39 protein-coding genes and 1 riboswitch are annotated in these 25,057 nt (G+C 69.8%); of the genes, 1 reads left to right on the top strand and 38 read right to left on the bottom strand.

Annotated features, from left to right (window positions below; translation table 11 throughout):
• Positions 1–61 precede the first annotated feature (61 nt).
• From GSF22_RS01670 to GSF22_RS01650, 5 genes are all read right to left on the bottom strand, one after another.
• Positions 62–727, bottom strand: a complete 666-nt coding sequence (locus tag GSF22_RS01670; protein ID WP_208810906.1) for a thiamine phosphate synthase — start codon at positions 725–727, stop codon at positions 62–64.
• Positions 722–830: riboswitch (TPP riboswitch) on the bottom strand. (Overlaps the previous gene by 6 nt.)
• A gap of 163 nt (positions 831–993) precedes the next feature.
• Positions 994–1,938: an aldo/keto reductase gene (locus GSF22_RS01665; RefSeq protein ID WP_208810911.1), complete on the bottom strand. Its 945-nt coding sequence runs from the start codon at positions 1,936–1,938 to the stop codon at positions 994–996.
• A gap of 120 nt (positions 1,939–2,058) precedes the next feature.
• Positions 2,059–2,856 (bottom strand): nucleotidyltransferase domain-containing protein, encoded by a 798-nt coding sequence (locus GSF22_RS01660; RefSeq protein WP_208810905.1) that lies wholly within the window; start codon positions 2,854–2,856, stop codon positions 2,059–2,061.
• Positions 2,853–4,532, bottom strand: a complete 1,680-nt coding sequence (locus GSF22_RS01655) for an ABC-F family ATP-binding cassette domain-containing protein (protein ID WP_208810904.1) — start codon at positions 4,530–4,532, stop codon at positions 2,853–2,855. The genes GSF22_RS01660 and GSF22_RS01655 overlap by 4 nt, the downstream gene beginning before the upstream one ends.
• 72 nt (positions 4,533–4,604) lie before the next feature.
• On the bottom strand, positions 4,605–5,210 hold the full coding sequence (locus GSF22_RS01650; RefSeq protein ID WP_208810903.1) for a class I SAM-dependent methyltransferase: 606 nt from the start codon (positions 5,208–5,210) through the stop codon (positions 4,605–4,607).
• Between the two features lie 86 nt (positions 5,211–5,296).
• On the opposite strand from GSF22_RS01650, the gene GSF22_RS01645 reads away from it, so the two are divergent.
• The gene (locus GSF22_RS01645) at positions 5,297–6,421 is read left to right on the top strand and encodes a hypothetical protein (RefSeq protein WP_208810902.1); all 1,125 of its coding nucleotides are present in this window, start codon (positions 5,297–5,299) and stop codon (positions 6,419–6,421) included.
• Here the strand turns inward: GSF22_RS01645 and truA are convergent.
• The 33 genes from truA to rpsJ form a co-directional block, all read right to left on the bottom strand.
• Complete coding sequence (gene truA / locus GSF22_RS01640; protein ID WP_208810901.1) at positions 6,387–7,217, bottom strand: tRNA pseudouridine(38-40) synthase TruA; 831 nt, start codon at positions 7,215–7,217, stop codon at positions 6,387–6,389. The genes GSF22_RS01645 and truA overlap by 35 nt on opposite strands.
• 71 nt (positions 7,218–7,288) lie before the next feature.
• Positions 7,289–7,843 (bottom strand): 50S ribosomal protein L17, encoded by a 555-nt coding sequence (gene rplQ, locus GSF22_RS01635; protein WP_208810900.1) that lies wholly within the window; start codon positions 7,841–7,843, stop codon positions 7,289–7,291.
• A 32-nt stretch (positions 7,844–7,875) separates the two neighbouring features.
• Positions 7,876–8,898: a DNA-directed RNA polymerase subunit alpha gene (locus GSF22_RS01630; protein WP_208810899.1), complete on the bottom strand. Its 1,023-nt coding sequence runs from the start codon at positions 8,896–8,898 to the stop codon at positions 7,876–7,878.
• Between the two features lie 95 nt (positions 8,899–8,993).
• Positions 8,994–9,620: a 30S ribosomal protein S4 gene (rpsD, locus tag GSF22_RS01625; RefSeq protein ID WP_208810898.1), complete on the bottom strand. Its 627-nt coding sequence runs from the start codon at positions 9,618–9,620 to the stop codon at positions 8,994–8,996.
• 14 nt (positions 9,621–9,634) lie between these two features.
• The gene (rpsK, locus tag GSF22_RS01620; protein ID WP_208810897.1) at positions 9,635–10,042 is read right to left on the bottom strand and encodes a 30S ribosomal protein S11; all 408 of its coding nucleotides are present in this window, start codon (positions 10,040–10,042) and stop codon (positions 9,635–9,637) included.
• Between the two features lie 18 nt (positions 10,043–10,060).
• Entirely contained in the window at positions 10,061–10,441 is a 381-nt protein-coding gene (gene rpsM, locus GSF22_RS01615; protein ID WP_208810896.1) for a 30S ribosomal protein S13, read from the bottom strand.
• Positions 10,442–10,704: 263 nt separating this feature from the next.
• On the bottom strand, positions 10,705–10,818 hold the full coding sequence (gene rpmJ, locus GSF22_RS01610; protein WP_208810910.1) for a 50S ribosomal protein L36: 114 nt from the start codon (positions 10,816–10,818) through the stop codon (positions 10,705–10,707).
• A gap of 97 nt (positions 10,819–10,915) precedes the next feature.
• Positions 10,916–11,137 carry a translation initiation factor IF-1 gene (infA, locus tag GSF22_RS01605; RefSeq protein ID WP_007073013.1) on the bottom strand — a complete coding sequence of 74 codons (222 nt, stop codon included), beginning with the start codon at positions 11,135–11,137 and terminating at the stop codon, positions 10,916–10,918.
• 314 nt (positions 11,138–11,451) lie between these two features.
• Positions 11,452–11,979, bottom strand: a complete 528-nt coding sequence (locus GSF22_RS01600; RefSeq protein WP_244365758.1) for a DUF1707 SHOCT-like domain-containing protein — start codon at positions 11,977–11,979, stop codon at positions 11,452–11,454.
• A gap of 71 nt (positions 11,980–12,050) precedes the next feature.
• Positions 12,051–12,902 carry a type I methionyl aminopeptidase gene (gene map, locus GSF22_RS01595; RefSeq protein ID WP_208810895.1) on the bottom strand — a complete coding sequence of 284 codons (852 nt, stop codon included), beginning with the start codon at positions 12,900–12,902 and terminating at the stop codon, positions 12,051–12,053.
• Between the two features lie 66 nt (positions 12,903–12,968).
• Positions 12,969–13,622 (bottom strand): adenylate kinase, encoded by a 654-nt coding sequence (locus GSF22_RS01590; protein WP_208810894.1) that lies wholly within the window; start codon positions 13,620–13,622, stop codon positions 12,969–12,971.
• Entirely contained in the window at positions 13,623–14,948 is a 1,326-nt protein-coding gene (gene secY / locus GSF22_RS01585; protein ID WP_208810893.1) for a preprotein translocase subunit SecY, read from the bottom strand.
• A 243-nt stretch (positions 14,949–15,191) separates the two neighbouring features.
• The gene (gene rplO / locus GSF22_RS01580; RefSeq protein ID WP_208810892.1) at positions 15,192–15,635 is read right to left on the bottom strand and encodes a 50S ribosomal protein L15; all 444 of its coding nucleotides are present in this window, start codon (positions 15,633–15,635) and stop codon (positions 15,192–15,194) included.
• The gene (gene rpmD / locus GSF22_RS01575) at positions 15,635–15,817 is read right to left on the bottom strand and encodes a 50S ribosomal protein L30 (RefSeq protein ID WP_091555401.1); all 183 of its coding nucleotides are present in this window, start codon (positions 15,815–15,817) and stop codon (positions 15,635–15,637) included. The genes rplO and rpmD overlap by 1 nt, the downstream gene beginning before the upstream one ends.
• On the bottom strand, positions 15,817–16,431 hold the full coding sequence (rpsE, locus tag GSF22_RS01570) for a 30S ribosomal protein S5 (RefSeq protein ID WP_208810891.1): 615 nt from the start codon (positions 16,429–16,431) through the stop codon (positions 15,817–15,819). The genes rpmD and rpsE overlap by 1 nt, the downstream gene beginning before the upstream one ends.
• A gap of 33 nt (positions 16,432–16,464) precedes the next feature.
• The gene (rplR, locus tag GSF22_RS01565) at positions 16,465–16,854 is read right to left on the bottom strand and encodes a 50S ribosomal protein L18 (protein WP_208810890.1); all 390 of its coding nucleotides are present in this window, start codon (positions 16,852–16,854) and stop codon (positions 16,465–16,467) included.
• Positions 16,851–17,393, bottom strand: a complete 543-nt coding sequence (gene rplF / locus GSF22_RS01560) for a 50S ribosomal protein L6 (protein WP_208810889.1) — start codon at positions 17,391–17,393, stop codon at positions 16,851–16,853. The genes rplR and rplF overlap by 4 nt, the downstream gene beginning before the upstream one ends.
• Before the next feature lie 16 nt (positions 17,394–17,409).
• On the bottom strand, positions 17,410–17,817 hold the full coding sequence (gene rpsH / locus GSF22_RS01555; RefSeq protein WP_013288624.1) for a 30S ribosomal protein S8: 408 nt from the start codon (positions 17,815–17,817) through the stop codon (positions 17,410–17,412).
• Between the two features lie 128 nt (positions 17,818–17,945).
• Positions 17,946–18,131: a type Z 30S ribosomal protein S14 gene (locus GSF22_RS01550; RefSeq protein ID WP_007073023.1), complete on the bottom strand. Its 186-nt coding sequence runs from the start codon at positions 18,129–18,131 to the stop codon at positions 17,946–17,948.
• Positions 18,132–18,135: 4 nt separating this feature from the next.
• Positions 18,136–18,705 carry a 50S ribosomal protein L5 gene (gene rplE, locus GSF22_RS01545; protein WP_208810888.1) on the bottom strand — a complete coding sequence of 190 codons (570 nt, stop codon included), beginning with the start codon at positions 18,703–18,705 and terminating at the stop codon, positions 18,136–18,138.
• Complete coding sequence (rplX, locus tag GSF22_RS01540; RefSeq protein WP_208810887.1) at positions 18,705–19,025, bottom strand: 50S ribosomal protein L24; 321 nt, start codon at positions 19,023–19,025, stop codon at positions 18,705–18,707. The genes rplE and rplX overlap by 1 nt, the downstream gene beginning before the upstream one ends.
• A complete protein-coding gene (rplN, locus tag GSF22_RS01535) occupies positions 19,022–19,390 on the bottom strand; it encodes a 50S ribosomal protein L14 (protein ID WP_007073026.1) in 369 nt (122 codons plus the stop codon). The genes rplX and rplN overlap by 4 nt, the downstream gene beginning before the upstream one ends.
• Positions 19,391–19,490: 100 nt before the next feature.
• Positions 19,491–19,769 carry a 30S ribosomal protein S17 gene (gene rpsQ / locus GSF22_RS01530; protein WP_208810886.1) on the bottom strand — a complete coding sequence of 93 codons (279 nt, stop codon included), beginning with the start codon at positions 19,767–19,769 and terminating at the stop codon, positions 19,491–19,493.
• The gene (gene rpmC / locus GSF22_RS01525) at positions 19,766–20,002 is read right to left on the bottom strand and encodes a 50S ribosomal protein L29 (RefSeq protein WP_208810885.1); all 237 of its coding nucleotides are present in this window, start codon (positions 20,000–20,002) and stop codon (positions 19,766–19,768) included. Before rpmC ends, rpsQ begins: the two co-directional genes overlap by 4 nt.
• A complete protein-coding gene (rplP, locus tag GSF22_RS01520) occupies positions 20,002–20,427 on the bottom strand; it encodes a 50S ribosomal protein L16 (RefSeq protein WP_208810884.1) in 426 nt (141 codons plus the stop codon). Before rplP ends, rpmC begins: the two co-directional genes overlap by 1 nt.
• A 3-nt stretch (positions 20,428–20,430) precedes the next feature.
• Positions 20,431–21,297, bottom strand: coding sequence for a 30S ribosomal protein S3 (rpsC, locus tag GSF22_RS01515; RefSeq protein WP_208810883.1), 867 nt, complete (start codon positions 21,295–21,297; stop codon positions 20,431–20,433).
• A complete protein-coding gene (gene rplV / locus GSF22_RS01510) occupies positions 21,297–21,767 on the bottom strand; it encodes a 50S ribosomal protein L22 (protein ID WP_208810882.1) in 471 nt (156 codons plus the stop codon). Before rplV ends, rpsC begins: the two co-directional genes overlap by 1 nt.
• A gap of 101 nt (positions 21,768–21,868) precedes the next feature.
• On the bottom strand, positions 21,869–22,150 hold the full coding sequence (rpsS, locus tag GSF22_RS01505) for a 30S ribosomal protein S19 (RefSeq protein ID WP_013735950.1): 282 nt from the start codon (positions 22,148–22,150) through the stop codon (positions 21,869–21,871).
• Positions 22,151–22,165: 15 nt separating this feature from the next.
• Positions 22,166–23,005, bottom strand: a complete 840-nt coding sequence (gene rplB, locus GSF22_RS01500) for a 50S ribosomal protein L2 (protein WP_208810881.1) — start codon at positions 23,003–23,005, stop codon at positions 22,166–22,168.
• A 12-nt stretch (positions 23,006–23,017) separates the two neighbouring features.
• Entirely contained in the window at positions 23,018–23,320 is a 303-nt protein-coding gene (gene rplW / locus GSF22_RS01495) for a 50S ribosomal protein L23 (RefSeq protein WP_208810880.1), read from the bottom strand.
• The gene (gene rplD / locus GSF22_RS01490) at positions 23,317–23,967 is read right to left on the bottom strand and encodes a 50S ribosomal protein L4 (RefSeq protein WP_208810879.1); all 651 of its coding nucleotides are present in this window, start codon (positions 23,965–23,967) and stop codon (positions 23,317–23,319) included. Before rplD ends, rplW begins: the two co-directional genes overlap by 4 nt.
• Positions 23,964–24,626, bottom strand: a complete 663-nt coding sequence (gene rplC, locus GSF22_RS01485; RefSeq protein ID WP_208810878.1) for a 50S ribosomal protein L3 — start codon at positions 24,624–24,626, stop codon at positions 23,964–23,966. The genes rplD and rplC overlap by 4 nt, the downstream gene beginning before the upstream one ends.
• 11 nt (positions 24,627–24,637) lie before the next feature.
• Complete coding sequence (rpsJ, locus tag GSF22_RS01480; RefSeq protein WP_007073037.1) at positions 24,638–24,946, bottom strand: 30S ribosomal protein S10; 309 nt, start codon at positions 24,944–24,946, stop codon at positions 24,638–24,640.
• Positions 24,947–25,057 lie beyond the last annotated feature (111 nt).

The raw sequence follows: 25,057 nt of genomic DNA, 5'->3' as shown, positions 1-25,057 counted from the left end.
GCCCCCACCACCGTAAGGAAGGGCCCCCGCTTAACGCTTTCGGTATAGGAAGGGCCCCCTATTAACATCCGAGGGCCGCCAGCAGTTCCGCCGTCGCCCGCGCCGGGTCGGCGGCTCCGGACACCGCACCGACCACCGCCACCCCGTACGCCCCGGCGGCGCGCAGCTCCGGCACGTCGGCCACGGTCACCCCACCGATGGCGATGACCGGTACGGCCACCGCCCCGGCGACCGCGCGTACCCCGGCCAGTCCGATCGGGTCCGGCAGCCCGTCCTTCGTGGTGGTCGACCGGTACGGGCCGACGCCGAGGTACCCGGCACCGGCGGTGACCGCTGCCGCCGCCGTGACCGGCTCCCGGGCGGTCGCGCCGAGCACCGCCGCCGGGCCGAGTACCCGCCGGGCGGCGGCGACCGGCAGGTCGAGTGCACCGACGTGGCCACCGGCGGCGCCCACCGCCAGGGCGACGTGCAGCCGGTCGTTGACCAGGCAGGTGACCCCGGCCGGTGCGCAGATGTCGACGATCCGGCCGGCCAGGTCGTACGCCTCACGGTCGCTGGCGGAGTCCTCGACCCGCACCTGCACGACCAGCCCGGCCCCGGCGGAGGCGACCGGACGGGCGGCACGGGTCACCGACGCGGCGGCGTGGACCGCAGCGCGGACCACGGTGAGCGGATCGCGCCCGGGGCGGGTGTCGGTGACAAGATGCAGTCGTCCAAGGGACGGCACGGCAACTCTCCTCCCTGCGCCGGCATTACCCGGATCAGGTTCTACGGTCGGGGGCTCCAGCCCCCCTCTCAGCCCGGTACACCGGGCTCCCGTGGGTTACTTGCGTGCCACCGTACGACGGAACGGTGGGGCGAGCCAATACCCCTGCCCCGGGGATCCGGGTGACCTACGCCGCAACGGGAACGTCGGTCACCCGGACCGCCAGCAGACCAAAGGCAGAACCACCGGAAGGTCAGCGGCAGGAAGAACGCAGGAACAGCGGAATCTCAGAGGATCGCGCGCAGCGCGGCCAGGTCCTCGTCGGACGGTTGCCACACCCCGGCGGCGGCGTTGTCGCGTACCTGCCCAGGCGTGGTGGCACCGGCGATCACCGAGGTCACCGCCGGCTGCGCGGCCAGCCCACCGATGGCCACCTGGAGCATGGTGAGCCCGCGCTCGGCCGCGTACGCCCCGATCGCCTCGATGGTGTCCCACGGCGCGGCGGCGAGCCGGGCCGCGTACCGACCACCCTGGGACAGCCGGCTCCCGGCCGGGGGCGCCTCGCCCCGCCGGTACTTGCCGGTGAGCAGGCCGTTGGCCAGCGGGAAGAACGGCAGCAGCCCGAGACCGAAGCGTTCGCAGGCCGGCACCACCTCCGCCTCGACGGAGCGTTCCACCAGGCTGTAGTGGTTCTGCGCGCTGATGAACGGGGTCGTCCCGGCGGTCCGCGCCACCCAGTCGGCGTCCGCGATCTGCCAACCGCTGAAGTTGGAGTTGCCCAGGTAGCGGACCTTGCCGGCGGTCACCAGGTCGTCCAGGGCGCGGAGCGTCTCCTCGATCGGCGTACCCGGGTCGGGCTCGTGCATCTGGTAGAGGTCGATGTGGTCGGTGCCGAGCCGGCGCAGCGACGCCTCCACCGCCCGGGCGATGTACCGGCGGGCACCCCGGGCACCGAAGTCGGGCCCGTTCATCCCGGACATGTCCATGCCGAACTTGGTGGCGAGCACCACGTCGTCCCGGCGTCCCTTCAGGGCGGCGCCGAGCTGCTCCTCGGACCCGCCCTGCGGTTCGCCGTAGATGTCGGCGGTGTCGAAGAAGTTGATGCCGACGTCGAGGGCGGCGTCGACCACCGCCCGGGTACCGTCACGGTCGAGTTTGCGGCCGAAGTTGTTGCAGCCGATGCCGACCACGGACACCACGAGCCCGGAGTCGCCCAGCCGGCGGTAGGTCATCTCAGTCACGTGATCGACCCTATGCCGCCGGTGCCGGTCCGCGCCCACCGGAAAACAGCCCGGACCGGACGCACCAGCGGGCCGGGACGACCCACCGGCTCAGTCGAGCAGCCCACCGGCTCAGTCGAGCACGTCGGCGACCAGGCGCCGGGCCTCGGCCACACTCGCGGCCAGCTCGTCCGGCCGCCGGCCCGGGGCGGCCAGCAGCCGGTGGGCCCGCTCGGCGAAACCCGGCGGGGCGCCGGGCAGCGTACCGGCCGCGTCGACCATCCCCTTCTCGTTGACCAGCCAGCGGCCGGCCCGGCCGTGCAGGGCGTGGACCAGCACCCCGACCACGCGGAACAGGCAGCCGGCGAGGTAGCTGCTGTCCCCGGCCGGTACCGCCTTCGTCGCACCGTCGAGCAGGAAACCGGCCTCCCAGCCGGCGGCGACCAGGGCTGCGCCGAGCGCGGGCGGATAGTGGCGGGTCGCGGCGTGCAGCGCGGTCAGCTCCCCGGTCGGGTCGGCCAGCACCCGCCCGAGGGCCACCTCCCCGGCGTACGCGTGGGAGTAGAAGCCCAGCGGATGCCCGGGCTGCGTGCCCACCTGGTACCGCCCGGCCCGGCAGTCGGCCCACACCGACCGGACCCGGTCGGTGTCCCGGTAGATCCAGTCGACCGCTGCCCCGCCGATCCGCAGCCACCCGCCACCGTCGACCCAGGGGCCCCAGCCACCCGGCCCGGTCAGCTCGACCGGGCCGTCCGCGACGGTGGCGGCGACCGTGCGCAGGCCGTCGACGTCCAACCGGCCCCGGTAGTAGAGCCCGAGATCCCAGTCCGAGTCCGGCCGGTGGGTACCCCGGGCGCGGCTGCCGCCGAGCGCGACCGCCACCACCCCGTCGACCGCCACCAGTCGCGCGGGCAGGTCGTCCGGGATCACGCCACGTCCCAGACCGGCTCCGGGGTCTCCACCACCTCGTTGTCCCCCCGGAACAGCAGGAACCGGTCGAACGAGCGGGTGAACCAGCGGTCGTGGGTCACCGCGACCACCGTGCCCTGGAACGCGCGCAGCGCCTCCTCCAGGGCCTCCGCGCTGGCCAGGTCGAGGTTGTCGGTGGGTTCGTCGAGCAGCAGCAGGGTCGCGCCGGACAGTTCCAGCAGCAGGACCAGGAACCGGGCCTGCTGCCCACCGGAGAGGGTGCCGAAGCGCTGGTCGCCCTGCCCGGCCAGCTCGTACCGGCTCAGCGCGGCCATCGCGGCGTGCCGGTCCATCCCGGCCCGGTGGTCGTCGCCCCGCCAGAGCACCTCGACCAGGGTCTTCGCCATCAGCTCCGGCCGGTCGTGGGTCTGCGAGAAGTGGCCGGGGCGTACCCGGGCACCGAGCCGGGCCACCCCGTCGTGGGCGACCGGGGCGAGCGCCAGGCCGTTGTCGACCGGGGTGTTGGCCGGGTCGGGGTCGGTGCCGCCCCGGGCCAGCAGGCGCAGGAAGTGCGACTTGCCGGTGCCGTTGGCACCGAGCACCGCCACCCGGTCGCCGTACCAGATCTCCAGGTCGAACGGGTAGGTCAGACCGTCGAGTTCGAGCTGTTCGCAGACCACCGCCCGCTTGCCGGTCCGCCCGCCACCCAGCCGCATCCGGATGTCCTGGTCCTTCGGCGGTACCGGCGGCGGCCCGGCCTCCTCGAACTTGCGCAGCCGGGTCTGCGCGGCCTGGTACCGCGACGCCAGTCCGTCGTTGTACGCGGCCTTCTGCTTGTACATCAGCATCAGTTCGCGCAGTTTCTGGTGTTCCTCGTCCCAGCGGCGGCGCTGCTCGTCGAGCCGCGCGTGCCGGGCCACCCGGGCGTCGTACCAGCTCGCGAAGCCGGCCGGGTGGGTCCAGGCCGAACCGCCCTCCACGGCCACCACCCGGTCGCTGCTCTGCGCGAGCAGTTCCCGGTCGTGCGACACGTAGAGCACCGACTTCACCGACTCGCGGAGCCGCCGTTCCAGCCACCGTTTCCCGGGTACGTCGAGGAAGTTGTCCGGCTCGTCGAGGAGCAGTACCTCGTCGGTGCCCCGGAGCAGCAGTTCCAGCGCGAACCGTTTCTGCTGCCCGCCGGAGAGGGTCCGGACCGGACGGTCCCGGCAGGCGTCCCAGGACAGACCGAGCACGATGGTGGCGACGGTGTCGAAGAGCACCTCGGCGTCGTACCCGCCCGCCTCGCCCCAGGCGGCCAGCGCGTCCGCGTACGCCAGTTGGGCCTTCCCGGCGGCGGTGCTGTACTTGCCGCGCACCTCGGCCACCCGCAGCGCCTCCTCCGACTCGGCGAGCCGCCGCCCGGCGGCCCGCACCGACGGCGGGGAGAGCGAGAGCGCCAGGTCGGCGAGGGTCGTGGCATCGCCGATCATGCCGATGAACTGCCGCATCACCCCGAGCCCGCCGGCCCGCGCGATGGCGCCCACCTTGACCGGCAGGTCCCCGGCGACCATCCGCAGCAGGGTGGTCTTGCCGGCCCCGTTCGGCCCGACGAGGGCCACCTTGGCGCCCTCACCGACCCGGAACGACACGTCGGTGAAGAGTTCCCGGCCGTCCGGCAGCGTGTGCGCGACCCCGGCGACGTCCACGTATCCCACGCCGGCATCCTGCCCGAGCGACCCGGACGGGCAACAGCCAATTAGCGCGCCCGGCGGCAGGGCCGGACGCGCCTAGCGGGTGACCCGCAGGACGCGGTACCCCTTCTGGCTGGCGTGCCGGGTGACCTGCCAGCCCTGCCCGACCAGCCACTGGTGCAGCGAGTCGCCGCCCAGGTGGCGGGCGACCACCAGCCAGGCCACCCCGTCCGGGGCCAGCCGGGGCAGCCAGCGGCGCAGCATCTCGTGCAGTTCGGCCTTGCCGATCCGGATCGGCGGGTTCGACCACAACTGCGCGAAGGTCACCTCGTCCGGTACCTCGTCGGGGGCGACGACCCGGACCCGGTCGGCGACCCCGGTCCGGTCGGCGTTCGCCGCCGCCAGGTCCCGGGCCCGCGCGTTGACGTCGACCGCCCACACCGTCGCCCGGGGCGCCTCGGTGGCCAGTACACAGGTGATCGGCCCGTAGCCGCACCCGAGGTCGAGCAACGGGCCGTCGGTCGCGGCGGTCGGCAGGTCGGCCTTGCGCAGGAGTACGGCGGTACCGGGGTCGAGCCGGTCGGCGGAGAAGACCCCGCCGGCCGAGGCGAGCGTGTAGTCCCGCCCGCCGACGGAGAACCCGATTTCCCGCTGGTGGGCGGCGGTGCTGGGCTCGGCGCTGAAGTAATGGTCCCCGGTCACGCCTGGCATTCTCGCCTATCCGACACCGGCTACCACAATTCGTCAGTTGCACGACGCAAACGCAGGAAGCAACTACTCTCTGCGACATGGTCCATCGCCCGGAGTCCGACGAGGTAGCGCTCACCATGTTCGACGCCGATCCGGCCGCCGGGCCGGTGGGACCGGTCCCCCCACTCGGTCCCGCACCGGCCCGCTTCCCGACCCCGCAACTGCCGTCGGTGCCACGCCCGCCGTCGACGACCCGCCGTGCTCCGCTGGTGCCGGCACCGCCGACCCGTCCCGTTCCCGGGCCGGAAGCCCGGGAGGCGACTCCCGAAGGGACGGAACTCCCCGGCACGCAACCGCCGGCAACCGTCCGGGCCTCCGCCCCGGTGACCCCGATGATGCAGGTGCCGACGGACCCACGGCAGGCCCCGCTGACCGACCTGTTGACCCCGGGGGGCCGGGAACACGACACCGGAGCCGCCGAACGTACCGGCCATCGGCGTCGACGCGGCGTCGTCGGCGCGACCGCCACGCTGGTCGTCCTGGTGGCCGGCGGTGCGGCGACCGTCCCGCTGCTCACCGGGAACAGCCCGGCACCGGCACCGGCACCCCCGGCGGTCGCGCCGCCCACCGAACCCGTCCCCCGCGACGTGACCCCGGACGACCTCCGGTCCCGGGCGGTCGACCGCAAGCCGTTGACCGCCAAGGAGGTCTTCCCGTCCCGCGACCTGCTGGTCGCCGACGGCGGGACGGCGTACCGGGTCCTGAAGACGCAGTCGAGTGCCAGTTGCGGGGTCGCCGTCACCGGAGAGATCAACGACCTGCTGGACCGGCTCGACTGCAACCAGGTGGTACGCGGCACGCTGCGCACCCCGGACGGGGCGTACCTGATGACGGCCGGACTGTTCAACCTCGCCGACCGGGCCGGCGCCGAGCAGGCCCGGGACCGGATCAAATCCCTGGTGGACAGCCGGAAGGGCCGGTTCCAGGGCATGTCGGCAGGTCGCGGTACGGAGGCGGTGGCCCGCTCGTCGGCCCGGGTCGGCTGGCAGGCGCAGGGCCACTACCTGGCCTACTGCGTGGTGGCCCGGTCGAACGGCAAAACCATCCGCTCCGGCGACCAGACCGCCCGGAACATCCTCAACGACCTGCTCGAAGGGCACCTGCGACAGGGCGTACTGGCCCGGCGGGTCAGCTCTGCGCAGGCAGACGCAGGCGGCGGGTGAGTTCGGCGCGGCGGGCGTACCCGGCCGGGTCGTCGGGGTAGCCGACGGCCACCAGGGTCAGTCCATGGGCCGGCGCGACCGTCACCTCACTGGCCCGCTCCTGCCGACGGAGCAGCCCGGCCGGCCAGTCCACCGACCGTCGGCCGTCCCCGACCACCAGCATCGCACCGACCAGGCTGCGCACCATGGCCTGACAGAAGGCGTCCGCCTGCACGGTGGCGACCAGGATCCCGTCCGGGTCGCGCCGCCAGTCCAGCCGGGTCACCTCACGCAGGGTGGTGGCGTTCTCCTTGCGCCGGCAGTACGCCGCGAAGTCGTGTTCCCCGACCAGGCCGGCTGCGGCGGCGTTCAGGACGGCCAGGTCCAACGGACGCGGCCAGGCGATGATCTCGTGCCGCCGCAGCGGCTCGACCCCGTACGGCGCGTCGCTGACCCGGTACTCGTACCGCCGGAAGGTCGCCGAGAAGCGGGCGTCGAAGTCGGCCGGCACCTCGGTCGACGCCCGTACCCGCACGTCGGTGGGGAGCAGACCGGCCAGCCGGCGCAGCAGCGAACCGCCGAACTGCGCCCAGACCGGGGTGGGCAGGTCGACGTGGCAGACCTGCCCGGTGGCGTGCACCCCGGCGTCGGTCCGCCCCGCTACCGTCAGCCCGGTGGCCGTACCCGCACCGAGGATCCGGGCCAGGGTGTCGGTGAGGACCCCGGCGACGGTACGCCGGTCGGGCTGGGCGGCCCAGCCGGAGAAGTCCGTCCCGTCGTAGGCGACATCGAGCCGTACCCGGGTCTGCCCGTCCATCTTTCCGCCTCCATACACGGGTCGGGCCCGACATCCCCCGAAGGGGATGCCGGGCCCGAGGGTGCCCTAGATCAGGCCTTGTTCTCGGTGGCCTCGTCGCTGTCCTCGCGGGCCTCGGCGGTGTCGCCGGACGCCGACTTCGGCGCCTCGGCGTCCTGGTCGGCCGACGCAGCCGGGGTCTCCTCCGCGGGGGCGAGCGCCTCCACCTTGTCCTGCTGCGCCGCCTTGCGCGCCGCGGACTTCTTGTTCGCCTTGGGCTCGGCGACGGTCAGCTCCTCGACCAGCTCGATGATCGCCATCGGAGCGGCGTCACCCTTGCGCGGACCGGTCTTCACGATCCGGGTGTAGCCGCCGTTGCGGTTGGCGAACCGGGGCGCGATCTGGTCGAACAGGGTGTAGACCACGTCCTTGTCCCGGACGACGCCGAGTACCCGACGACGCGAGGCCAGGTCACCGCGCTTGGCCTTGGTGATCAGCTGCTCCGCGAGCGGGCGCAGCCGCTTGGCCTTGGTCTCGGTGGTCTTGATCTTGCCGTGCTGGAACAGCGCGGTGGCCAGGTTGGCCAGCATCAGCCGCTCGTGCGCGGGGCTGCCGCCGAGGCGGGGACCCTTGGTGGGCGTGGGCATGGTTGGTGCGCTCCTCAGTAGTGGCAGCGGATCTAGAGCTGCTCGGTCTCGCGGTAGTCGTCGGTGTCGTAGTCCGCCTCGCCGAAGGTGTCCACGACGTGTGCCGGGTCGAAGTTCGGGGCCGAGTCCTTCAGCCCGAGACCCATCCCGGCGAGCTTCATCTTGACCTCGTCGATCGACTTCTGACCGAAATTCCGGATGTCGAGGAGGTCGGCCTCCGTACGCCCGATGAGCTCACCAACGGAGTTGATGCCCTCGCGCTTGAGGCAGTTGTAGGAGCGGACGGTCAGGTCCAGCTCCTCGATCGGCAGAGCCAGGTCGGCCGCGAGCTGCGCGTCCTGCGGCGACGGCCCGATGTCGATGCCCTCGGCGGTCTCGTCCAGCTCCCGGGCCAGCCCGAAGAGCTCGACCAGCGTCGAGCCGGCGGAGGCCAGCGCGGTACGCGGGCCCATCGACGGCTTGGTCTCGACGTCGATGATCAGCCGGTCGAAGTCGGTCCGCTGCTCGACACGGGTGGCCTCCACGCGGTAGGTCACCTTGAGCACCGGCGAGTAGATCGAGTCGACCGGGATCCGACCGATCTCCGCACCGGCCTGCTTGTTCTGCGCGGCCGTGACGTAGCCCCGCCCCCGCTCGACGGTCAGCTCCATGTCGAGCCGGCCCTTGCCGTTGAGGGTGGCGAGCTTCAGGTCCGGGTTGTGCACCGAGACGCCGGCCGGGGGCTGGATGTCGCCCGCGGTCACGTCACCCGGGCCCTGCTTGCGCAGGTACATGCTGACCGGCTCGTCGTGGTCGGAGCTGACGCAGAGCTCCTTGACGTTCATGACGAGCTCGACCACGTCCTCCTTGACGCCGGGGATCGTGGTGAACTCGTGCAGCACGCCGTCGATCTTGATCGAGGTGACGGCCGCGCCCGGGATCGACGACAGCAGCGTACGCCGCAGCGAGTTCCCGAGGGTGTAGCCGAAGCCCGGCTCCAGCGGCTCGATGGTGAACCGGGACCGGGTCTCGTTGATCGACTCTTCGGAGAGGGTCGGTCGCTGGCTGATGAGCATGCCTTCTCTTTTCTTCCGGGGCGCCCGCCATATGACGCCCACGACACAACTGTTCCGGTGGCCCGCCCCGGGGGACGGGCCACCGCAACGAGCAACTACTTGGAGTAGAGCTCGACGATCAGCTGCTCCTGGACCTGCGTGTCGATGACCTGCCGGGCCGGGAGCGAGTGCACCAGGATCTTCATCTGGCTGGGGATAGCCTCCAGCCACGCCGGCACCGTCTTCGAGCCCGCCTCGGCCTGCGCCACCTGGAACGGCGTCAGCTCCTTGGACTTGCCCCGGACCTCGACGATGTCGTGCTCCTTGACGCGGTACGACGGGATGTCGACCTTCTTGCCGTTGACCGTGAAGTGGCCGTGCTTGACCAGCTGCCGGGCGTGGTCACGGGACTTGGCGAAGCCAGCCCGGTAGACCACGTTGTCCAGCCGCGACTCCAGGATCTGCAGGAGGACCTCACCGGTCTTCGCCTGCTTGGCGACCGCCTCCTCGTAGTACCCGCGGAACTGCTTCTCCAGCACGCCGTAGACGCGGCGGGCCTTCTGCTTCTCGCGGAGCTGGAGCAGGTACTCGGTCTCCTTGGTCCGACCGCGACCGTGCTGTCCGGGCGGGAACGGCCGGGACTCGAACGGGCACTTCGGGCCATCGCACTTGCTGCCCTTGAGGAACAGCTTCATCTTCTCCCGCCGGCAACGGCGGCAGTCAGCACCGGTGTAACGAGCCATCTCTCTCTAACCTCTCAGACCCGGCGACGCTTCGGCGGACGGCACCCGTTGTGCGGCTGCGGGGTGACGTCGGCGATCTGGCCGACCTCCAGCCCGACGGCCTGCAGCGAACGGATCGCGGTCTCCCGGCCGGAGCCGGGGCCCTTGACGAACACGTCGACCTTGCGCATGCCGTGCTCCATGGCCCGACGCGCGGCAGCCTCGGCGGCCAGCTGCGCGGCGAACGGAGTCGACTTGCGGGAGCCCTTGAAGCCCACCTGGCCGGCGGAGGCCCAGGAGATGACCGCACCAGCCGGGTCCGTGATGGACACGATGGTGTTGTTGAAGGTGCTCTTGATGTGCGCCTGCCCGTGGGCGACGTTCTTGCGTTCCTTGCGCCGGACCTTCTTGACGGCGGCCCCGGCACGAGCCTTCGGTGGCATAAGTCTGTGCGCTCCTAATTACTTCTTGCCGGGCTTCTTCTTGCCGGCGACGGTCCGCTTCGGGCCCTTACGGGTGCGAGCGTTGGTACGGGTCCGCTGGCCCCGGACGGGGAGACCCCGACGGTGCCGGATGCCCTCGTAGCAACCGATCTCGACCTTGCGGCGGATGTCCGCGGCGACCTCGCGGCGCAGGTCGCCCTCTACCTTGTAGTTGGCCTCGATGTGATCGCGGAGCTGCACGAGCTCCTCGTCGGTGAGGTCCTTGGCGCGCTTGTCCGGGGAGATGCCGGTGGCGGCGAGAGTCTCGACCGCGCGGGTCCGACCGACCCCGAAGATGTAGGTGAGCGCGATCTCCATCCGCTTGTCGCGGGGGAGGTCCACGCCGACTAGACGTGCCATGTGCGGGCGTACTCCTCAGTTTCTGTTGCGGAGGTCTGTGCCCGACCCACCCCGCTCCGACCGTTCCGGTCCGCCGTGGCTGGTGCCACGGTGCGATCCGGAATGATCGCTGCCCGAGCGGGCCCCGGCCTCCGACCGGGGGTCAGCCACGAGGGGTACGTGTCACGAGGACGCGCAGCTCGTGGCTGGGACGAGCTTGTGTGATGTGATCTGCTACGGCACGGCTGTACCGCCGGCGGGCCTACCGGCCGACCGCGCGGATGTCAGCCCTGACGCTGCTTGTGGCGCGGGTCGGTGCAGATCACCATGACCCGGCCGTGCCGGCGGATGATCCGGCACTTGTTGCAGATCGGCTTGACGCTCGGCTTGACCTTCACGGTTGCCTTACTTCCCATCTGGCCCGGTACGCGCGCGAGAGCGGCACCGGACGTCGAAGACGGACACGGAAAACCCGGCCGTCCGTCAGGACACCAATTACTTGTAGCGGTAGACGATGCGCCCGCGGGTCAGATCGTACGGCGAGAGTTCGACGACGACCCGGTCCTCCGGCAGGATGCGGATGTAGTGCTGCCGCATCTTGCCGCTGATGTGAGCCAGCACCTTGTGTCCGTTCGCAAGCTCCACCCGGAACATGGCGTTCGGCAGAGGTTCGATGACCCGACCCTCGATCTCGATGGCTCCGTCTTTTTTCGGCATGTCCTCCGCTGTCCTGACGTCGGTTTCTCCGGACGGCCCCACAACGTCTTACACGGGCGTCCGACCTGAGGTCGGGCACCCGAGCCAGCCGCGGCTCCAACTCCCACCGAAGCGCTGGATGGGCATGCCGGAGTGGACGCTGTGCGCCGATCTGACAGTGTACGCGCGCCGGAAGGCCGCCGCCAAACCGACCCGCACCTGTTCCGGAGAAACCCCCGAAAAGGGGGAAACCACTCGCTGCCGGCCCCAGTCCCGGGAGCACCCCGACGAGGCCGGGGGCCCGCCGGGGACCGTTCCCCCGGGCGGCCGGCGGATCAGCGGTTCCGCTTGCCGGCCTTCTTCCCCTTCTTGCCCTTCCGCTTGCGCTCGGTCCGCCACCGCTGGGGCTCACCGGTGGCGATCCCGGTCACCGTACGCACCGCCAGCACCGCACCCCACGGACCGATCACCCAGCCGGGCCAGAAGTAGAGCAGGTCGGTGGTGAGCAGCGAGGTGACCAACCAGATGGCCACCACGATCCCGGTCACCCGCAGCCAGGTGCCCCACACGTCGAAGAGCCAGGGCGCCACTCCCCCGCCGGTGGCCGGCCCGGAGATGGAGGTCGGGGTGACGACCTCGGCAGCGGCGGCCGGCACCACCGCCGACCGCTCCAGCGGCACCGTACCCGGCAGATCGGTGGTCAACGCGTCCAGTTCACCGTAGGTGCGCGCGTCGTAGGCCCGCCGCAGCCGGTCGTCGTACTCGTCGAGGCCCAGCCGACCCTCGTTGAGCGCGAGCCGGAGCCGCTCGGCCACCGCCTCACGGTCCGCGTCCGCCGCCCGCATCTCGTCCCGCCCATTCATGGCTACGAGCATGCCATCGACCTACCACCGGGGTGCTGGGGGGCCGGGCAGCGCCCGGGTACGCCAGCGGGTCAGACCACTGCCGGATCGGCCGGCTGCCGGCTGGTCACCAGGTCACCCAGCCGGGCCCGGCCGCCGTCCGGGGCGGTCAGCACCCAGACGCCGTCCGGCAGGAGGGCCATGGTGTGCTCGACGTGCACGGCCATCGACCCGTCCCGGGTCACCACCGTCCAGCCGTCGGCCAGCTCCGCCGTCCGGGGCGAACCCATCGTGATCATCGGCTCGATCGCCAACGCCATCCCCGGCACCAGTCGGGGCCCCTTGCCCGGCCGGCCGTGGTTGAGCACATGCGGGTCCTGGTGCATCTCGGTACCGATGCCGTGCCCGCCGTACCCGTCGACGATGCCGTACCGGCCCGCCCTGCGTACCGCGTTCTCCACGGCGTGCGAGATGTCGGTGAGCCGGCCCTTGCCACTCGCCGCACCGCGCGCCGCGGCGGCGATCCCGGCCCACATCGCGTCCTCGGCGACCTCGGCCATCCGCAGCAGCTCCGGACGGACCTCGCCCACGCCGACCGTGATGGCCGCGTCGCCGTGCCAACCGTCGAGCACCGCGCCGCAGTCGATCGAGATGATGTCGCCGTCCCGGAGCGTCTGCTCCGGCGACGGGATGGCGTGCACGATCTGCTCGTTGACCGACGAGCAGATCGAGGCGGGGAAGCCGTGGTAGCCCTTGAACGACGGCACCGCACCCGCGCCCCGGATCACCGACTCGGCGATCGCGTCGAGATCGGCGGTGGTCACCCCGGGCGCGACAGCCTCGCGCATCCGGGCGAGCGCAGCCGCCACGACGAGCCCGGCGGCCCGCATCTTCTCGATCTGCTCGGGGGTCTTCAGCTGGATGTCCAGCTGGGGACGACGCATGGAGCCGTTACCTTTCGCCTGCGGAGGTGCAGGGCGCGCCGGTGGGCAGCGCCCCGCCTTCCGACTCTATCCGCCGTACGACCGCAGGGCGTCGATGGCGCGGACGGTCACGTCCTCCACCGGGCCGGTGGCGTCGATCCCGACCAGCTTGCCCTGGGCGCCGTAGTAGTCGACCAGCGGGGCGGTCTTGTCGGCGTACTCCCGGAGCCGCTCGGCGATCGTCTCGGCCTTGTCGTCGTCCCGCTGGAAGAGCTGGGCGCCGCAACGGTCGCAGATGCCCTCCTGGGAGGGGGCGTCGAACTCGACGTGCCAGATCTTGCCGCAGCCCCGGCAGGTACGCCGGCCGGAGAGCCGCCGGATCACCTCGTCGTCGTCGACGACCAGTTCCAGCACCAGGTCCAGGCCGCTACCGAGGTCGGCGAGGAGCTTGTCCAGCGCGGCGGCCTGCGGCGTGGTACGCGGGAAGCCGTCGAGCAGGAAGCCCTCGGCGGCGTCCGGCTCGGCGAGCCGGTCCCGGACCATGTTGATGGTCACCTCGTCCGGAACCAGCTTGCCGGCGTCCATGTACCGCTTGGCCTCGACGCCCAGTGGGGTGCCCTGGGAGACGTTGGCCCGGAAGATGTCCCCGGTGGAGATCTTCGGCACTGCCAGGTGCGCGGCGATGAACTCCGCCTGTGTACCCTTGCCTGCCCCCGGGGGGCCAACCAGAACGAGTCGCATCTACCGCAGGAACCCTTCGTAGTTCCGCTGCATGAGTTGGCTCTCGATCTGCTTCACGGTCTCCAGACCGACGCCGACCATGATGAGCACTGCAACGCCGCCGAACGGGAAGTTCTGGTACTGCTCGTTGTCGAGCCAGATGAAGAAGAAGTTCGGCAGGATCGAGATCAGCGCCAGGTAGAACGCGCCCGGCAGGGTGATCCGGCTGAGGATGAAGTCGAGGTACTCCGCCGTCGGCTTGCCCGGCCGGATGCCCGGCACGAACCCGCCGTACTTCTTCATGTTGTCCGCGACCTCGGTCGGGTTGAACGTGATCGACACGTAGAAGTAGGTGAAGAAGATGATCAGCAGGAAGTACACCGCGATGTAGATCGGGGCGCTCGGGTTCGCCAGGTTGTTCTGCACCCACGCCTGCGTCTTGCCCGGGTTGTTCTGGTCGAAGAACTGGAGGGCGAGCTGCGGCAGGTAGAGCAGCGACGAACCGAAGATGACCGGGATCACACCCGCCTGGTTCACCTTGAGCGGGATGTAGGTCGAGGTGCCGCCGTACATCCGCCGGCCGATCATGCGCTTGGCGTACTGCACCGGGATCCGGCGCTGGGCCTGCTCGATGAAGACCACCAGCGTGATGATCACCAGGACCAGCAGCAGCACCAGGGCGAACATCCCCCAGCCCTTGCTGGTCTTGATCGACCAGCCCTCGCTGGGCAGCCGGGCGGCGATCGAGGTGAAGATCAGGACGGACATGCCGTTGCCGACGCCCCGGTCGGTGATCAGCTCACCGAGCCACATGACCACACCGGTGCCGGCGGTCATCGTGACGACCAGGATGGTCAGGGTCAGCCAGTCCGGGATACCGGTCCCCTCGGGGATGATCGGGAACTGGTCGCACTGGTTGTTGAAGAGCTGCCCGGAACGGGCCAGCGCCACGAACGCGGACGCCTGGAGGATACCCAGGCCCAGCGTCAGGTAGCGGGTGTACTGGGTGATCTTCGCCTGACCGGACTGGCCCTCCTTGCGGAGCTGCTCCAGTCGCGGGATCACCACCGTGAGCAGCTGAAGGATGATCGACGCGGTGATGTACGGCATGATGCCGAGCGCGAAGACCGAGAGCGACAGCAGTGCGCCGCCGGAGAAGAGGTTCAGCAGGTTGAAGACCCCGGTACCTGTTTCCAGGGTGTCGAGGCACTTCTGCACGTTCCCGTACGAGACACCCGGGCTGGGCAGTGTCGCACCGAGCCGGTAGACCGCGATGATGCCTACTGTAAACAGCAGCTTCTTGCGCAGGTCAGGCGTGCGGAACGCACTGAGAAAGGCGGAGAGCAACTTCTTCCTCCTGCGCGAGGCGGGCCGCCGGATGACCCTGGCGGGGCGGGGTGGTGTCGTGGTGTCGGGCGGACTGCCCGATATCCATAGCTGGCAACGGACTCTAACAGCCCGGCACCTTCCCGGGCAGGCCTGCCCGGGAAGATATATCAGTTCCGATTTTACCGGAGCCACCGGCTCCAGGTAGAACGTGGCGCCCGCCCAGTCCGAGAGAACTGGGCGAGCGCCACGGTCGCTATCGCATTACAGCTCGGTGACCGAGCCGCCAGCAGCGGTGATCTTCTCCTTGGCCGACGCGCTGAACGCGTGCGCCGACACCTGGAGCGCCACCCCACCGAGGTCGCCGGTGCCGAGGACCTTCACCGGCTGGCCCTTGCGGACCGCGCCGGCGTCGACCAGCTCCTGCGGGCCGACCTGGCCGCCGTTCGGGAACAGCTCGGCGAGCCGGTCCAGGTTGACCACCTGGAAGACGACCTTGAACTTGTTCTTGAAGCCCTTCAGCTTCGGCAGTCGCATGTGGATGGGCATCTGCCCACCCTCGAACGCCGCCGAGATGTTCTTCCGGGCCTTGGAACCCTTGGTACCGCGGCCGGCGGTCTTGCCCTTCGAACCCTCACCACGACCCACCCGGGTCTTGGCGGTCTTCGAACCGGGCGCCGGGCGCAGGTGGTGGACCTTGATCGTCATTACTCGACCTCCTCGACCTTCACGAGGTGGTTCACCGCGAAGATCATGCCCCGAATCTCGGGACGGTCCTCCTTGACCACCACGTCGTTGATCCGCTTCAGGCCGAGCGACCGCAGGGACTCCCGCTGGTTGTGCTTGGCACCGATCTCGGACCGGACCTGGGTGACCTTAAGACGTGCCATCAGGACGTCACCCCCGCCCGGGCAGCCAGCATGGCGGCCGGCGCGACATCCTCGACCGGCAGGCCGCGACGGGCCGCGACCGCCTCCGGGGATTCGAGGCCCTTCAGGGCCGCGACGGTGGCGTGCACGATGTTGATCGGGTTCGACGAACCGAGGCTCTTGGAGAGCACGTCGTGGATACCCGCGCACTCCAGCACGGCACGCACCGGGCCGCCGGCGATGACACCCGTACCGGCGCTGGCCGGCTTGAGCAGCACCACACCGGCCGCGTCCTCACCCTGCACCGGGTGCGGGATCGAGGCACCGATCCGGGGCACCTTGAAGAAGTGCTTCTTGGCCTCCTCGACGCCCTTGGCGATGGCCGCGGGCACCTCCTTGGCCTTTCCGTAGCCCACGCCGACCGTGCCGTCGCCGTCGCCCACGATCACCAGGGCGGTGAAGCTGAAGCGACGACCACCCTTCACAACCTTGGCGACACGGTTGATCGCGACGACCCGCTCAAGGTGCGGGGTCTTCTCGACGGGCGCGTTTCCGCGGCCGCCCTCACGGCGGTTGTCGCGGCGACCACCCTCGTTGCCACCGGACCCGCCGCCACGGCGCTGTTGACCTGGCATCAGCAGCCTTCCTTCTCTCTCGTGACGGGGTTGTTAGAAGTCGAGCCCGGCTTCGCGGGCGGCGTCGGCCAGAGCGGCGATCCGCCCCGCGTACCGGTTGCCACCGCGGTCGAAGACGACCTTGGAGACACCGGCGGCCTTGGCCCGCTCGGCGAGGAGCGTGCCGACCTTGCCGGCCAGGGCGCTCTTGTCGCCCTCGGCACCGCGCAGCGACGCGTCCATGGTCGACGCCGAGGCCAGGGTGTGCCCCTTGGTGTCGTCCACGATCTGGGCGTTGATGTGCCGCAGCGAACGGGTGACGACCAGGCGCGGACGCTCGGCCGAACCGCTGACGTTCTTGCGGACCCGGAAGTGCCGGCGTGCCCGCCCGATGGCGCGCTTGGCGGCGACGCCGCGACGGCGCTTGAGCAGCGTGGCGGTCACTTCTTACCTGCCTTTCCAGCCTTGCGGCGGATGACCTCGCCCTGGTACTTCACACCCTTGCCCTTGTACGGCTCCGGCGGACGGATCTTCCGGATGTTGGCGGCGACCTCACCGACCTGCTGCTTGTCGATCCCGGCCACGTGGAACAGGGTCGGCTTCTCGACGGTGAAGGTGATGCCGTTCGGCGCCGGGACGAGCACCGGGTGCGAGAACCCGAGCGCGAACTCCAGGTCGCTGCCCTTGGCGGTGACCCGGTAACCGGTACCGGCGATCTCCAGCGTCTTGCGGTAGCCCTCGGTCACCCCGACGATCATGTTCGCCACCAGGGTACGGCTCAGGCCGTGCAGCTCCTTGGCCTTGCGCTCGTCGTTGGGCCGGTTGACGTGCAGCTGCCCGTCCTCGCCCCGCTCCGCCGTGATCGGCTCGGCCAGGGTGTGCGAGAGCTCGCCCTTGGGGCCCTTGACCTTCACGGTCTGACCCTCGATCGTGATGTCGACGCCGGCTGGTACCGGGATCGACTTACGTCCAATACGCGACATTTCTACCTGTCTCCCGTTACCAGACGAAGGCGAGGACTTCCCCGCCAACGCTCCGCTTGCGGGCCTGCCGGTCGGTCAGCAGACCCTGGGACGTCGAAATGATCGCCACGCCCAGACCGCCGAGCACCCGGGGGAGCCCGTCCGACTTGGCGTAAACCCGCAGACCGGGCTTGGACACACGCTTGATGCCGGCCAGGCTCCGCTCGCGGTTCTGGCCGTACTTCAGCTCGACGACCAGTCGCTTGCCGACGGCGCCCTCCTCGGGCTCCTCGACCGACCAGGTGGCGATGTAACCCTCGGCCTTGAGGACCTCGGCGATGTTCGCCTTGATCTTCGAGTAGGGCATCGTCACCCGGTCGTGGTACGCCTGGTTGGCGTTACGCAGACGCGTGAGCATGTCTGCGATCGGGTCGGTCATCGTCATGGATTTCGTCAGCCTTTCTCGCCGGGGTTCCCGGGGCAGTCGGCCCCGGGCCTACGGCGAAGAGCAATACCTAGTTGCCACGTTGCGATGCTGGGCCCCGACCGGCGGCCGGGGCGCGGTCGTCGCCCTTACCAGGAAGCCTTGGACACGCCCGGCAGCTCACCGCGGTGGGCCATCTCCCGGATGCAGACCCGGCAGAGGCCGAACTTGCGGTAGACCGCCTTCGGACGCCCGCACCGCTGGCAGCGGGTGTACGCGCGAACCGAGAACTTCGGCTTCGCGGCAGCCTTGAGGATCAGCGCCTTCTTGGCCATTGGCTCAGTTCTCCTTGAACGGGAAGCCCAGGAGCTTGAGCAGCGCCCGGCCCTCATCGTCGGTCTTGGCGGTGGTCACCACCGTGATGTCCATGCCCCGCTGACGATCGATCTTGTCCTGGTCGATCTCGTGGAACACCGACTGCTCGGTCAGACCGAAGGTGTAGTTGCCGTGACCGTCGAGCTTGCGCCCGTCCAGACCGCGGAAGTCGCGGATACGCGGCAGCGCGATCGACAGCAGCCGGTCGAGGAACTCCCACATCCGGTCGCCGCGCAGGGTCACCTTCGCGCCGATCGGCATGCCCTCGCGGAGCTTGAACTGCGCGATGGACTTGGTCGCCCGGCGCACCTGCGGCTTCTGGCCGGTGATGGTGGCCAGGTCCCGGACGGCGCCGTCGATCAGCTTGGCGTCCCGGGCGGCCTCGCCGACACCCATGTTGACGACGATCTTGACCAGACCCGGCACCTGCATCGGGTTGCCGTAGTTGTACTGCTCCTGCAGCTTGGCCACGATCTCGTTGCGGTACCGCTCCTTGAGGCGCGGCAGGGCCTTCGTTTCAGTAGCCGTGCTCATCACAGGTCCTTACCAGTGCTACGCGCGATGCGGACCTTCTGGCCGTTGTCGTCGATCCGGTACCCGACGCGGGTCGGGTTGCCGTCGGAGTCCAGGACCTGCACGTTCGAGACGTGGATCGGGGCCTCCTGGGTGACGATGCCGCCGGTCTTGGCGCCACGCTGGGTGGTGCGGATGCGGGTGTGCTTCTTGACCCGGTTCACGCCCTCGACCAGGACCTTGTCCTGCCTCGGGTAGGCCGCGATGACCTTGCCCTTGGCACCCTTGTCCTTGCCGGCGATGACGACGACCGTGTCGCCCTTCTTGACCTTCACGGTCACAACACCTCCGGCGCGAGAGAGATGATCTTCATGAACCGCTTGTCCCGCAGCTCCCGACCCACCGGGCCGAAGATACGGGTACCGCGCGGGTCCCCACCGTCCTTGATGATGACGGCGGCGTTCTCGTCGAAGCGGATGTACGAGCCGTCCGGGCGGCGCTTCTCCTTGGCGGTGCGGACGACGACGGCCTTGACCACGTCGCCCTTCTTCACACCGGCACCCGGGATGGCGTCCTTGACCGTGGCCACGATGACGTCGCCGATGCTCGCGTAGCGCCGACCGGAGCCACCGAGAACCCGGATGCACAGGATCTCCCGGGCACCCGTGTTGTCGGCGACGCGCAGTCGCGACTCCTGCTGAATCACGTCTATCTCCTATGTCTGCCGGTTCTCCGGCCGACTCGTCGTCGGCCGGAGCCTGGCGGAACCTGCGCCCGACTGCCGCCGGGCGAGCTTGAAGCCTTCGCTACTTGGCCTTTTCGAGGATTTCCACGAGCCGCCACCGCTTGGTAGCGGAGAGCGGACGGGTCTCCATGATCAGCACGCGGTCACCGATACCGGCGGCGTTCTGCTCGTCGTGCACCTTCAGCTTGCTGGTACGGCGCATGACCTTGCCGTACAGCGGGTGCTTGACCCGGTCCTCGACCTCAACAACGACGGTCTTTTCCATCTTGTCGCTGACCACGAGCCCCTCGCGAACCTTGCGCTGGGCCCGCGGCTTCGCGGCGGTGGTGTTCTCGCTCATGATGCAGTCACCTCAGTCGGCGCGGCAGAGAGACCCAGCTCGCGCTCACGCATGATCGTGTAGATCCGGGCGATCTCCCGACGGATGACCTGCAGCCGCCGGTTGTTGTCCAGCTGACCGGTCGCGGCCTGCACGCGGAGGTTGAACAGCTCCGCCTTGGCCTCCCGCAGCTTCGTGACCAGCTCCTCGTCGGAGTGCTCACGCAGCTCGGCGGCCTTAACGCCCGCTGCCATCAGGATTCACCCACTTCGCGCGTAACAATGCGGCACTTCATCGGGAGCTTGTGGATCGCGCGACGCATCGCCTCTCGCGCGACCTGCTCGTTGGGGAAGGACATCTCGAAGAGCACCCGCCCCGGCTTCACGTTCGCGACCCACCACTCGGGCGAGCCCTTACCGGAACCCATCCGGGTTTCGGCCGGCTTCTTGGTCAGCGCCTGGTCCGGGAAGATCGTGATCCAGACCTTACCGCCACGCTTGATGTGACGGGTCATCGCGATACGCGCCGACTCGATCTGGCGGTTGGTCACGTACGCCGGCTCGAGAGCCTGGATCCCGAACTCGCCGAACACCACCCGGTTACCACCCTTGGACGCGCCACTGCGGTCCGGGTGGTGCGGCTTGCGGAAGCCCTTCGGGGGCTTGCGCGGCATCAGCATCTGTCAGCCCTCCTGCTGCGTTTCTGCCGGAGCCGGCGCGGCCGCGACGGCAGCACCGTCGGTCGACTCGCCGGTCGGGTTGTCGCCGCCCTGCGCGATGTTGCTGGCGGCAGCCCGCCCGGCCTCGGTCCCACCGGCGGTCGTTCCGGCAGAGCCGGACCGGCCACGACGGGGCCGCTCGGGACGGTCGCCACGCTCACGGCGCGGACGCGACGGGCCGGCCTCAGCCGGGGCCTCCCGGCCGGGAACGGCGTCGCCCTTGTAGATCCAGACCTTCACGCCGATCCGGCCGAAGGTGGTCCGGGCCTCGAAGAAGCCGTACTCGATGTTGGCCCGCAGCGTGTGCAGCGGAACCCGACCCTCGCGGTAGAACTCGGTGCGGCTCATCTCGGCACCGCCGAGCCGGCCGGAGACCTGAACCCGGATGCCCTTGCAGATCGGGTTCTTCATCGCGGACTGCATGGCCTTACGCATCGCCCGACGGAAGCTGACCCGGCTGGAGAGCTGCTCGGCGACGCCCTGGGCGACCAGCTGCGCGTCCGACTCGGGGCTCTTCACCTCGATGATGTTCAGCTGCACCTGCTTGCCGGTGAGCTTCTCCAGCTCGCCCCGGATCCGGTCGGCCTCCGCACCCTTCCGGCCGATGACGATGCCCGGCCGGGCGGTGTGGATGTCGACCCGGACCCGGTCCCGGGTGCGCTCGATGTCGACCTTCGAGATGCCGGCGCGCTCCAGGCCCTTGGACATCATCCGGCGGATCTTGACATCCTCGCCGATGTAGTCCTTGTAGAGCTTGTCCGCGAACCAGCGGGACTTCCAGTCGGTCGAGATGCCGAGCCGGAACCCGTGCGGGTGAACCTTCTGACCCATTACTCGGCACCCTCCGTCTTGCTCTGCGTGTCAGCGGCCTGCTGCTCCGGGGCCGCCTTCTGCGCAGCCGCGGCCTTCTTCGGCGCGGCCTTCTTCGGCGCCTTGGGCGCCACGGCCTCGACCACCATGGTGATGTGGCAGGTCCGCTTGCGGATCCGGTAGGCCCGACCCTGCGCCCGCGGCCGGAACCGCTTCATCGTCGGGCCCTCGTCCACGAACGCCTCACTGACGAGCAGCGCATCGGGGTCCAGCCGCTCGTTGTTCTCCGCGTTGGCGATCGCGCTGGCGAGCACCTTGTACACCTGTTCGCTCGCGGCCTGCGGCGCGAACTGGAGCACCGTGAGCGCCTCCTTCGCGGGCAGTCCGCGGACGAGGTTGACCACCCGGCGCGCCTTCATCGGCGAGATGCGCACGTGCCGCGCAACCGCCCGCGCGCCCGGAAGCACCGGAGCGTCGCCCTTACCTGGCATCGCTGTAACCCCTTGATCCTCTATCCATGACTCGACCAATGTCCGGTCGGCATCGTCTGGCAGTGCGGTCCGCCGAACGGTGGACCGAACATGAGTCGGCCTTAGCGGCGGCGGCTCTTCCGGTCGTCCTTCTCGTGACCCTTGAACGTGCGGGTCAGCGCGAACTCGCCGAGCTTGTGCCCGACCATCGCCTCGGTGACGAACACCGGGACGTGCTTGCGCCCGTCGTGCACGGCGATCGTGTGCCCCAGCATCTCGGGGATGATCGTCGAGCGCCGCGACCAGGTCTTGATGACGTTCTTCGAGCCCTTTTCGTTCTGCGTCTCCACCTTCTTGAGCAGGTGGTCGTCGATGAACGGGCCCTTCTTCAGGCTGCGAGGCATCTGTCAGCTCTCCTGTTAGCCGCGCTTGCGGGTGGCGTAGCGGCGGCGGACGATCAGCCGGTCGCTCGGCTGGCCCTTACGACGGGTGCGGCCCTCGGGCTTACCCTGCGGGTTGACCGGGTGGCGACCGCCGGAGGTCTTACCCTCACCACCACCGTGCGGGTGGTCGACCGGGTTCATGGCGACACCACGGACGGTCGGGCGCTTGCCCTTCCACCGCATCCGGCCGGCCTTGCCCCAGTTGATGTTCGACTGGTCGGCGTTGCCGATCTCACCGATGGTCGCCCGGCAACGGACGTCCACCCGCCGGATCTCACCGGAGGGCATCCGCAGCGTGGCGTAGGCACCTTCCCGGCCCAGCAGCTGGATGCCGACACCGGCCGAACGGGCCAGCTTGGCGCCACCACCCGGACGCAGCTCCACGCAGTGGATGCTGCTACCGACCGGGATGTTACGCAGCGGCAGGTTGTTGCCCGGCTTGATGTCGGCGCCCGGACCGGACTCGACGGCGTCGCCCTGCTTCAGGTCCTTCGGCGCGATGATGTACCGCTTCTCGCCGTCGGCGTAGTGCAGCAGCGCGATCCGCGCGGTGCGGTTCGGGTCGTACTCGATGTGCGCGACCTTCGCCGGCACGCCGTCCTTGTCGACCCGCTTGAAGTCGATCAGACGGTACTGCCGCTTGTGCCCGCCACCGTGGTGCCGCGTGGTGATCCGGCCGTGGGCGTTGCGTCCGCCCTTCTTCGGCAGCGGAGCCAGCAGCGACTTCTCCGGAGTCGACCGGGTGATCTCAGCGAAGTCGGCGACGCTGGAGCCACGCCGGCCCGGCGTCGTCGGCTTGTACTTACGGATAGCCATTGTCTACACCCCTCAGCTGACCGGGCCGCCGAAGGCCTCGATGCGGTCACCGTCAGCCAGCTTCACGATCGCCCGCTTGGTCGCCTTGCGCTGGCCGTAACCGGTCTTGGTCCGCTTGCGCTTGCCTTCGCGGTTGAGCGTGTTCACCGTCAGGACGCGGACGTCGAAGATCTGCTGAATCGCGATCTTGATCTGCGTCTTGTTGGCGTCCGGGTGCACCAGGAAGGTGTACCAGTTTCGGTTGAGCTCGCTGTAGCTCTTCTCCGAGATGACCGGCGCAAAGATGATGTCGCGCGGGTCGGCGATCGTGCTCACTTGCCACCCTCCTCGGTGGTCTCGGCCGGTACGCCCAGGAACTCGTCCAGGGCCTCCTTGGTGAAGACCACGTCGTCGGCCACCAGCACGTCGTACGTGTTGAGCTGGCCGGCCTCGATCAGGTGCACCCGCGGCTCGTTGCGCAGCGACACCCAGTTGAGCTCGTCGGTGCTGCTCAGCACGACCAGGACGCGCCGCGCCTCGGTCAGCTTCGCCAGCGTGGCCAGAGCGGCCTTGGTCGACGGCTTCTCGCCGGAGACGAACGCCTCGACGACGTGCACCTGACCCGCGCGGGCCCGGTCCGAGAGGGCACCGCGCAGGGCGGCGGCCTTCATCTTCTTCGGGGTCCGCTGGGCGTAGTTGCGCGGCACGGGGCCGTGCACGACGCCACCGCCGGCGAACTGCGGAGCGCGGGTCGAACCCTGCCGGGCGCGACCGGTGCCCTTCTGCTTGTACGGCTTCTTGCCGCCGCCGGAGACCTCACCGCGGGTCTTGGCCTTGTGCGTGCCCTGCCGGGCAGCCGCGAGCTGGGCAACCACGACCTGGTGCATCAGGGAGATGTTCGCCTGGACGTCGAAGATGTCCGCGGGCAGCTCGACCGAGCCGGCCTTCGCGCCCTCGACGTTGTGCAGGTCAACGGTGGTCACTTGGCCCCACCCTTCTTCGCCTTGGTCTTGGCCGCGGAGCGGACCAGCACCAGCGCGCCCTTCGGACCGGGGATGGCACCCCGGACCAGGAGCAGGTTGTTCTCGGTGTCGACCGCCTGGACGGTCAGGTTCTGCACGGTGTAGCGGACGCCACCCATCCGACCGGCCATCCGGACACCCTTGAAGACGCGACCCGGGGTCGCGCAGGCGCCGATCGAGCCCGGCGAGCGGTGCTTGCGCTCGACACCGTGGCTCGCGCGCAGGCCGTGGAAGCCGTGCCGCTTCATGACACCGGCGAAGCCCTTGCCCTTGGTCTTGCCGGTCACGTCGACCGTGGCACCCGGGGCGAACTGCTCGACGGTGACCTCCTGGCCGAGCGAGTACTCGCCGGCGTCGGTGGTGCGCAGCTCGACGATGTGCCGCCGCGGCGCCACCTCGGCCTTCGCGTAGTGGCCGCTCACCGGCTTCTTGACCTTGCGCGGGTCAATCGCGCCGTACGCCAGCTGGACCGCCGAGTAACCGTCCTTGTCGGCGCTACGAACCTGGGTCACGACACACGGGCCGGCCTGCACCACGGTCACCGGGACAACCTTGTTGTTGTCCCAGACCTGGGTCATGCCGAGCTTGGCGCCCAGGATCCCCTTAACTTGCCTGTCCATTAGTCCGGTCCCTACAGCTTGATCTCGATGTCGACGCCAGCCGGCAGGTCGAGGCGCATGAGCGAGTCGACCGTCTTCGGGGTCGGGTCGATGATGTCGATCAGACGCTTGTGCGTGCGCATCTCGAAGTGCTCGCGCGAGTCCTTGTACTTGTGCGGCGAACGGATCACGCAGAAACGGTTGATCTCCGTGGGCAGCGGCACCGGGCCTGCGACCTGCGCCCCGGTGCGCGTCACCGTCTCGACGATCTTCCGCGCCGAGGAGTCGACGACCTCGTGGTCGTAGGCCTTGAGCCGGATGCGGATCTTCTGTCCCGCCATGGTGGCTTCTGTTCCTTCTCTCGATGCCGCTGTGTTGCGGGCGCCTGCACCGGCTGGCACAGGCCCACTTCGCCGACCCCCGCGGTCGGGCGTGTCGCGCCCTGGGGTCAG

The organism is Micromonospora echinofusca (assembly GCF_017614955.1).
GTDB lineage: Bacteria > Actinomycetota > Actinomycetes > Mycobacteriales > Micromonosporaceae > Micromonospora > Micromonospora echinofusca_A.
Note: the sequence above shows the minus strand (reverse complement) of the source record. Positions and strands in the feature narration are given on the sequence as shown.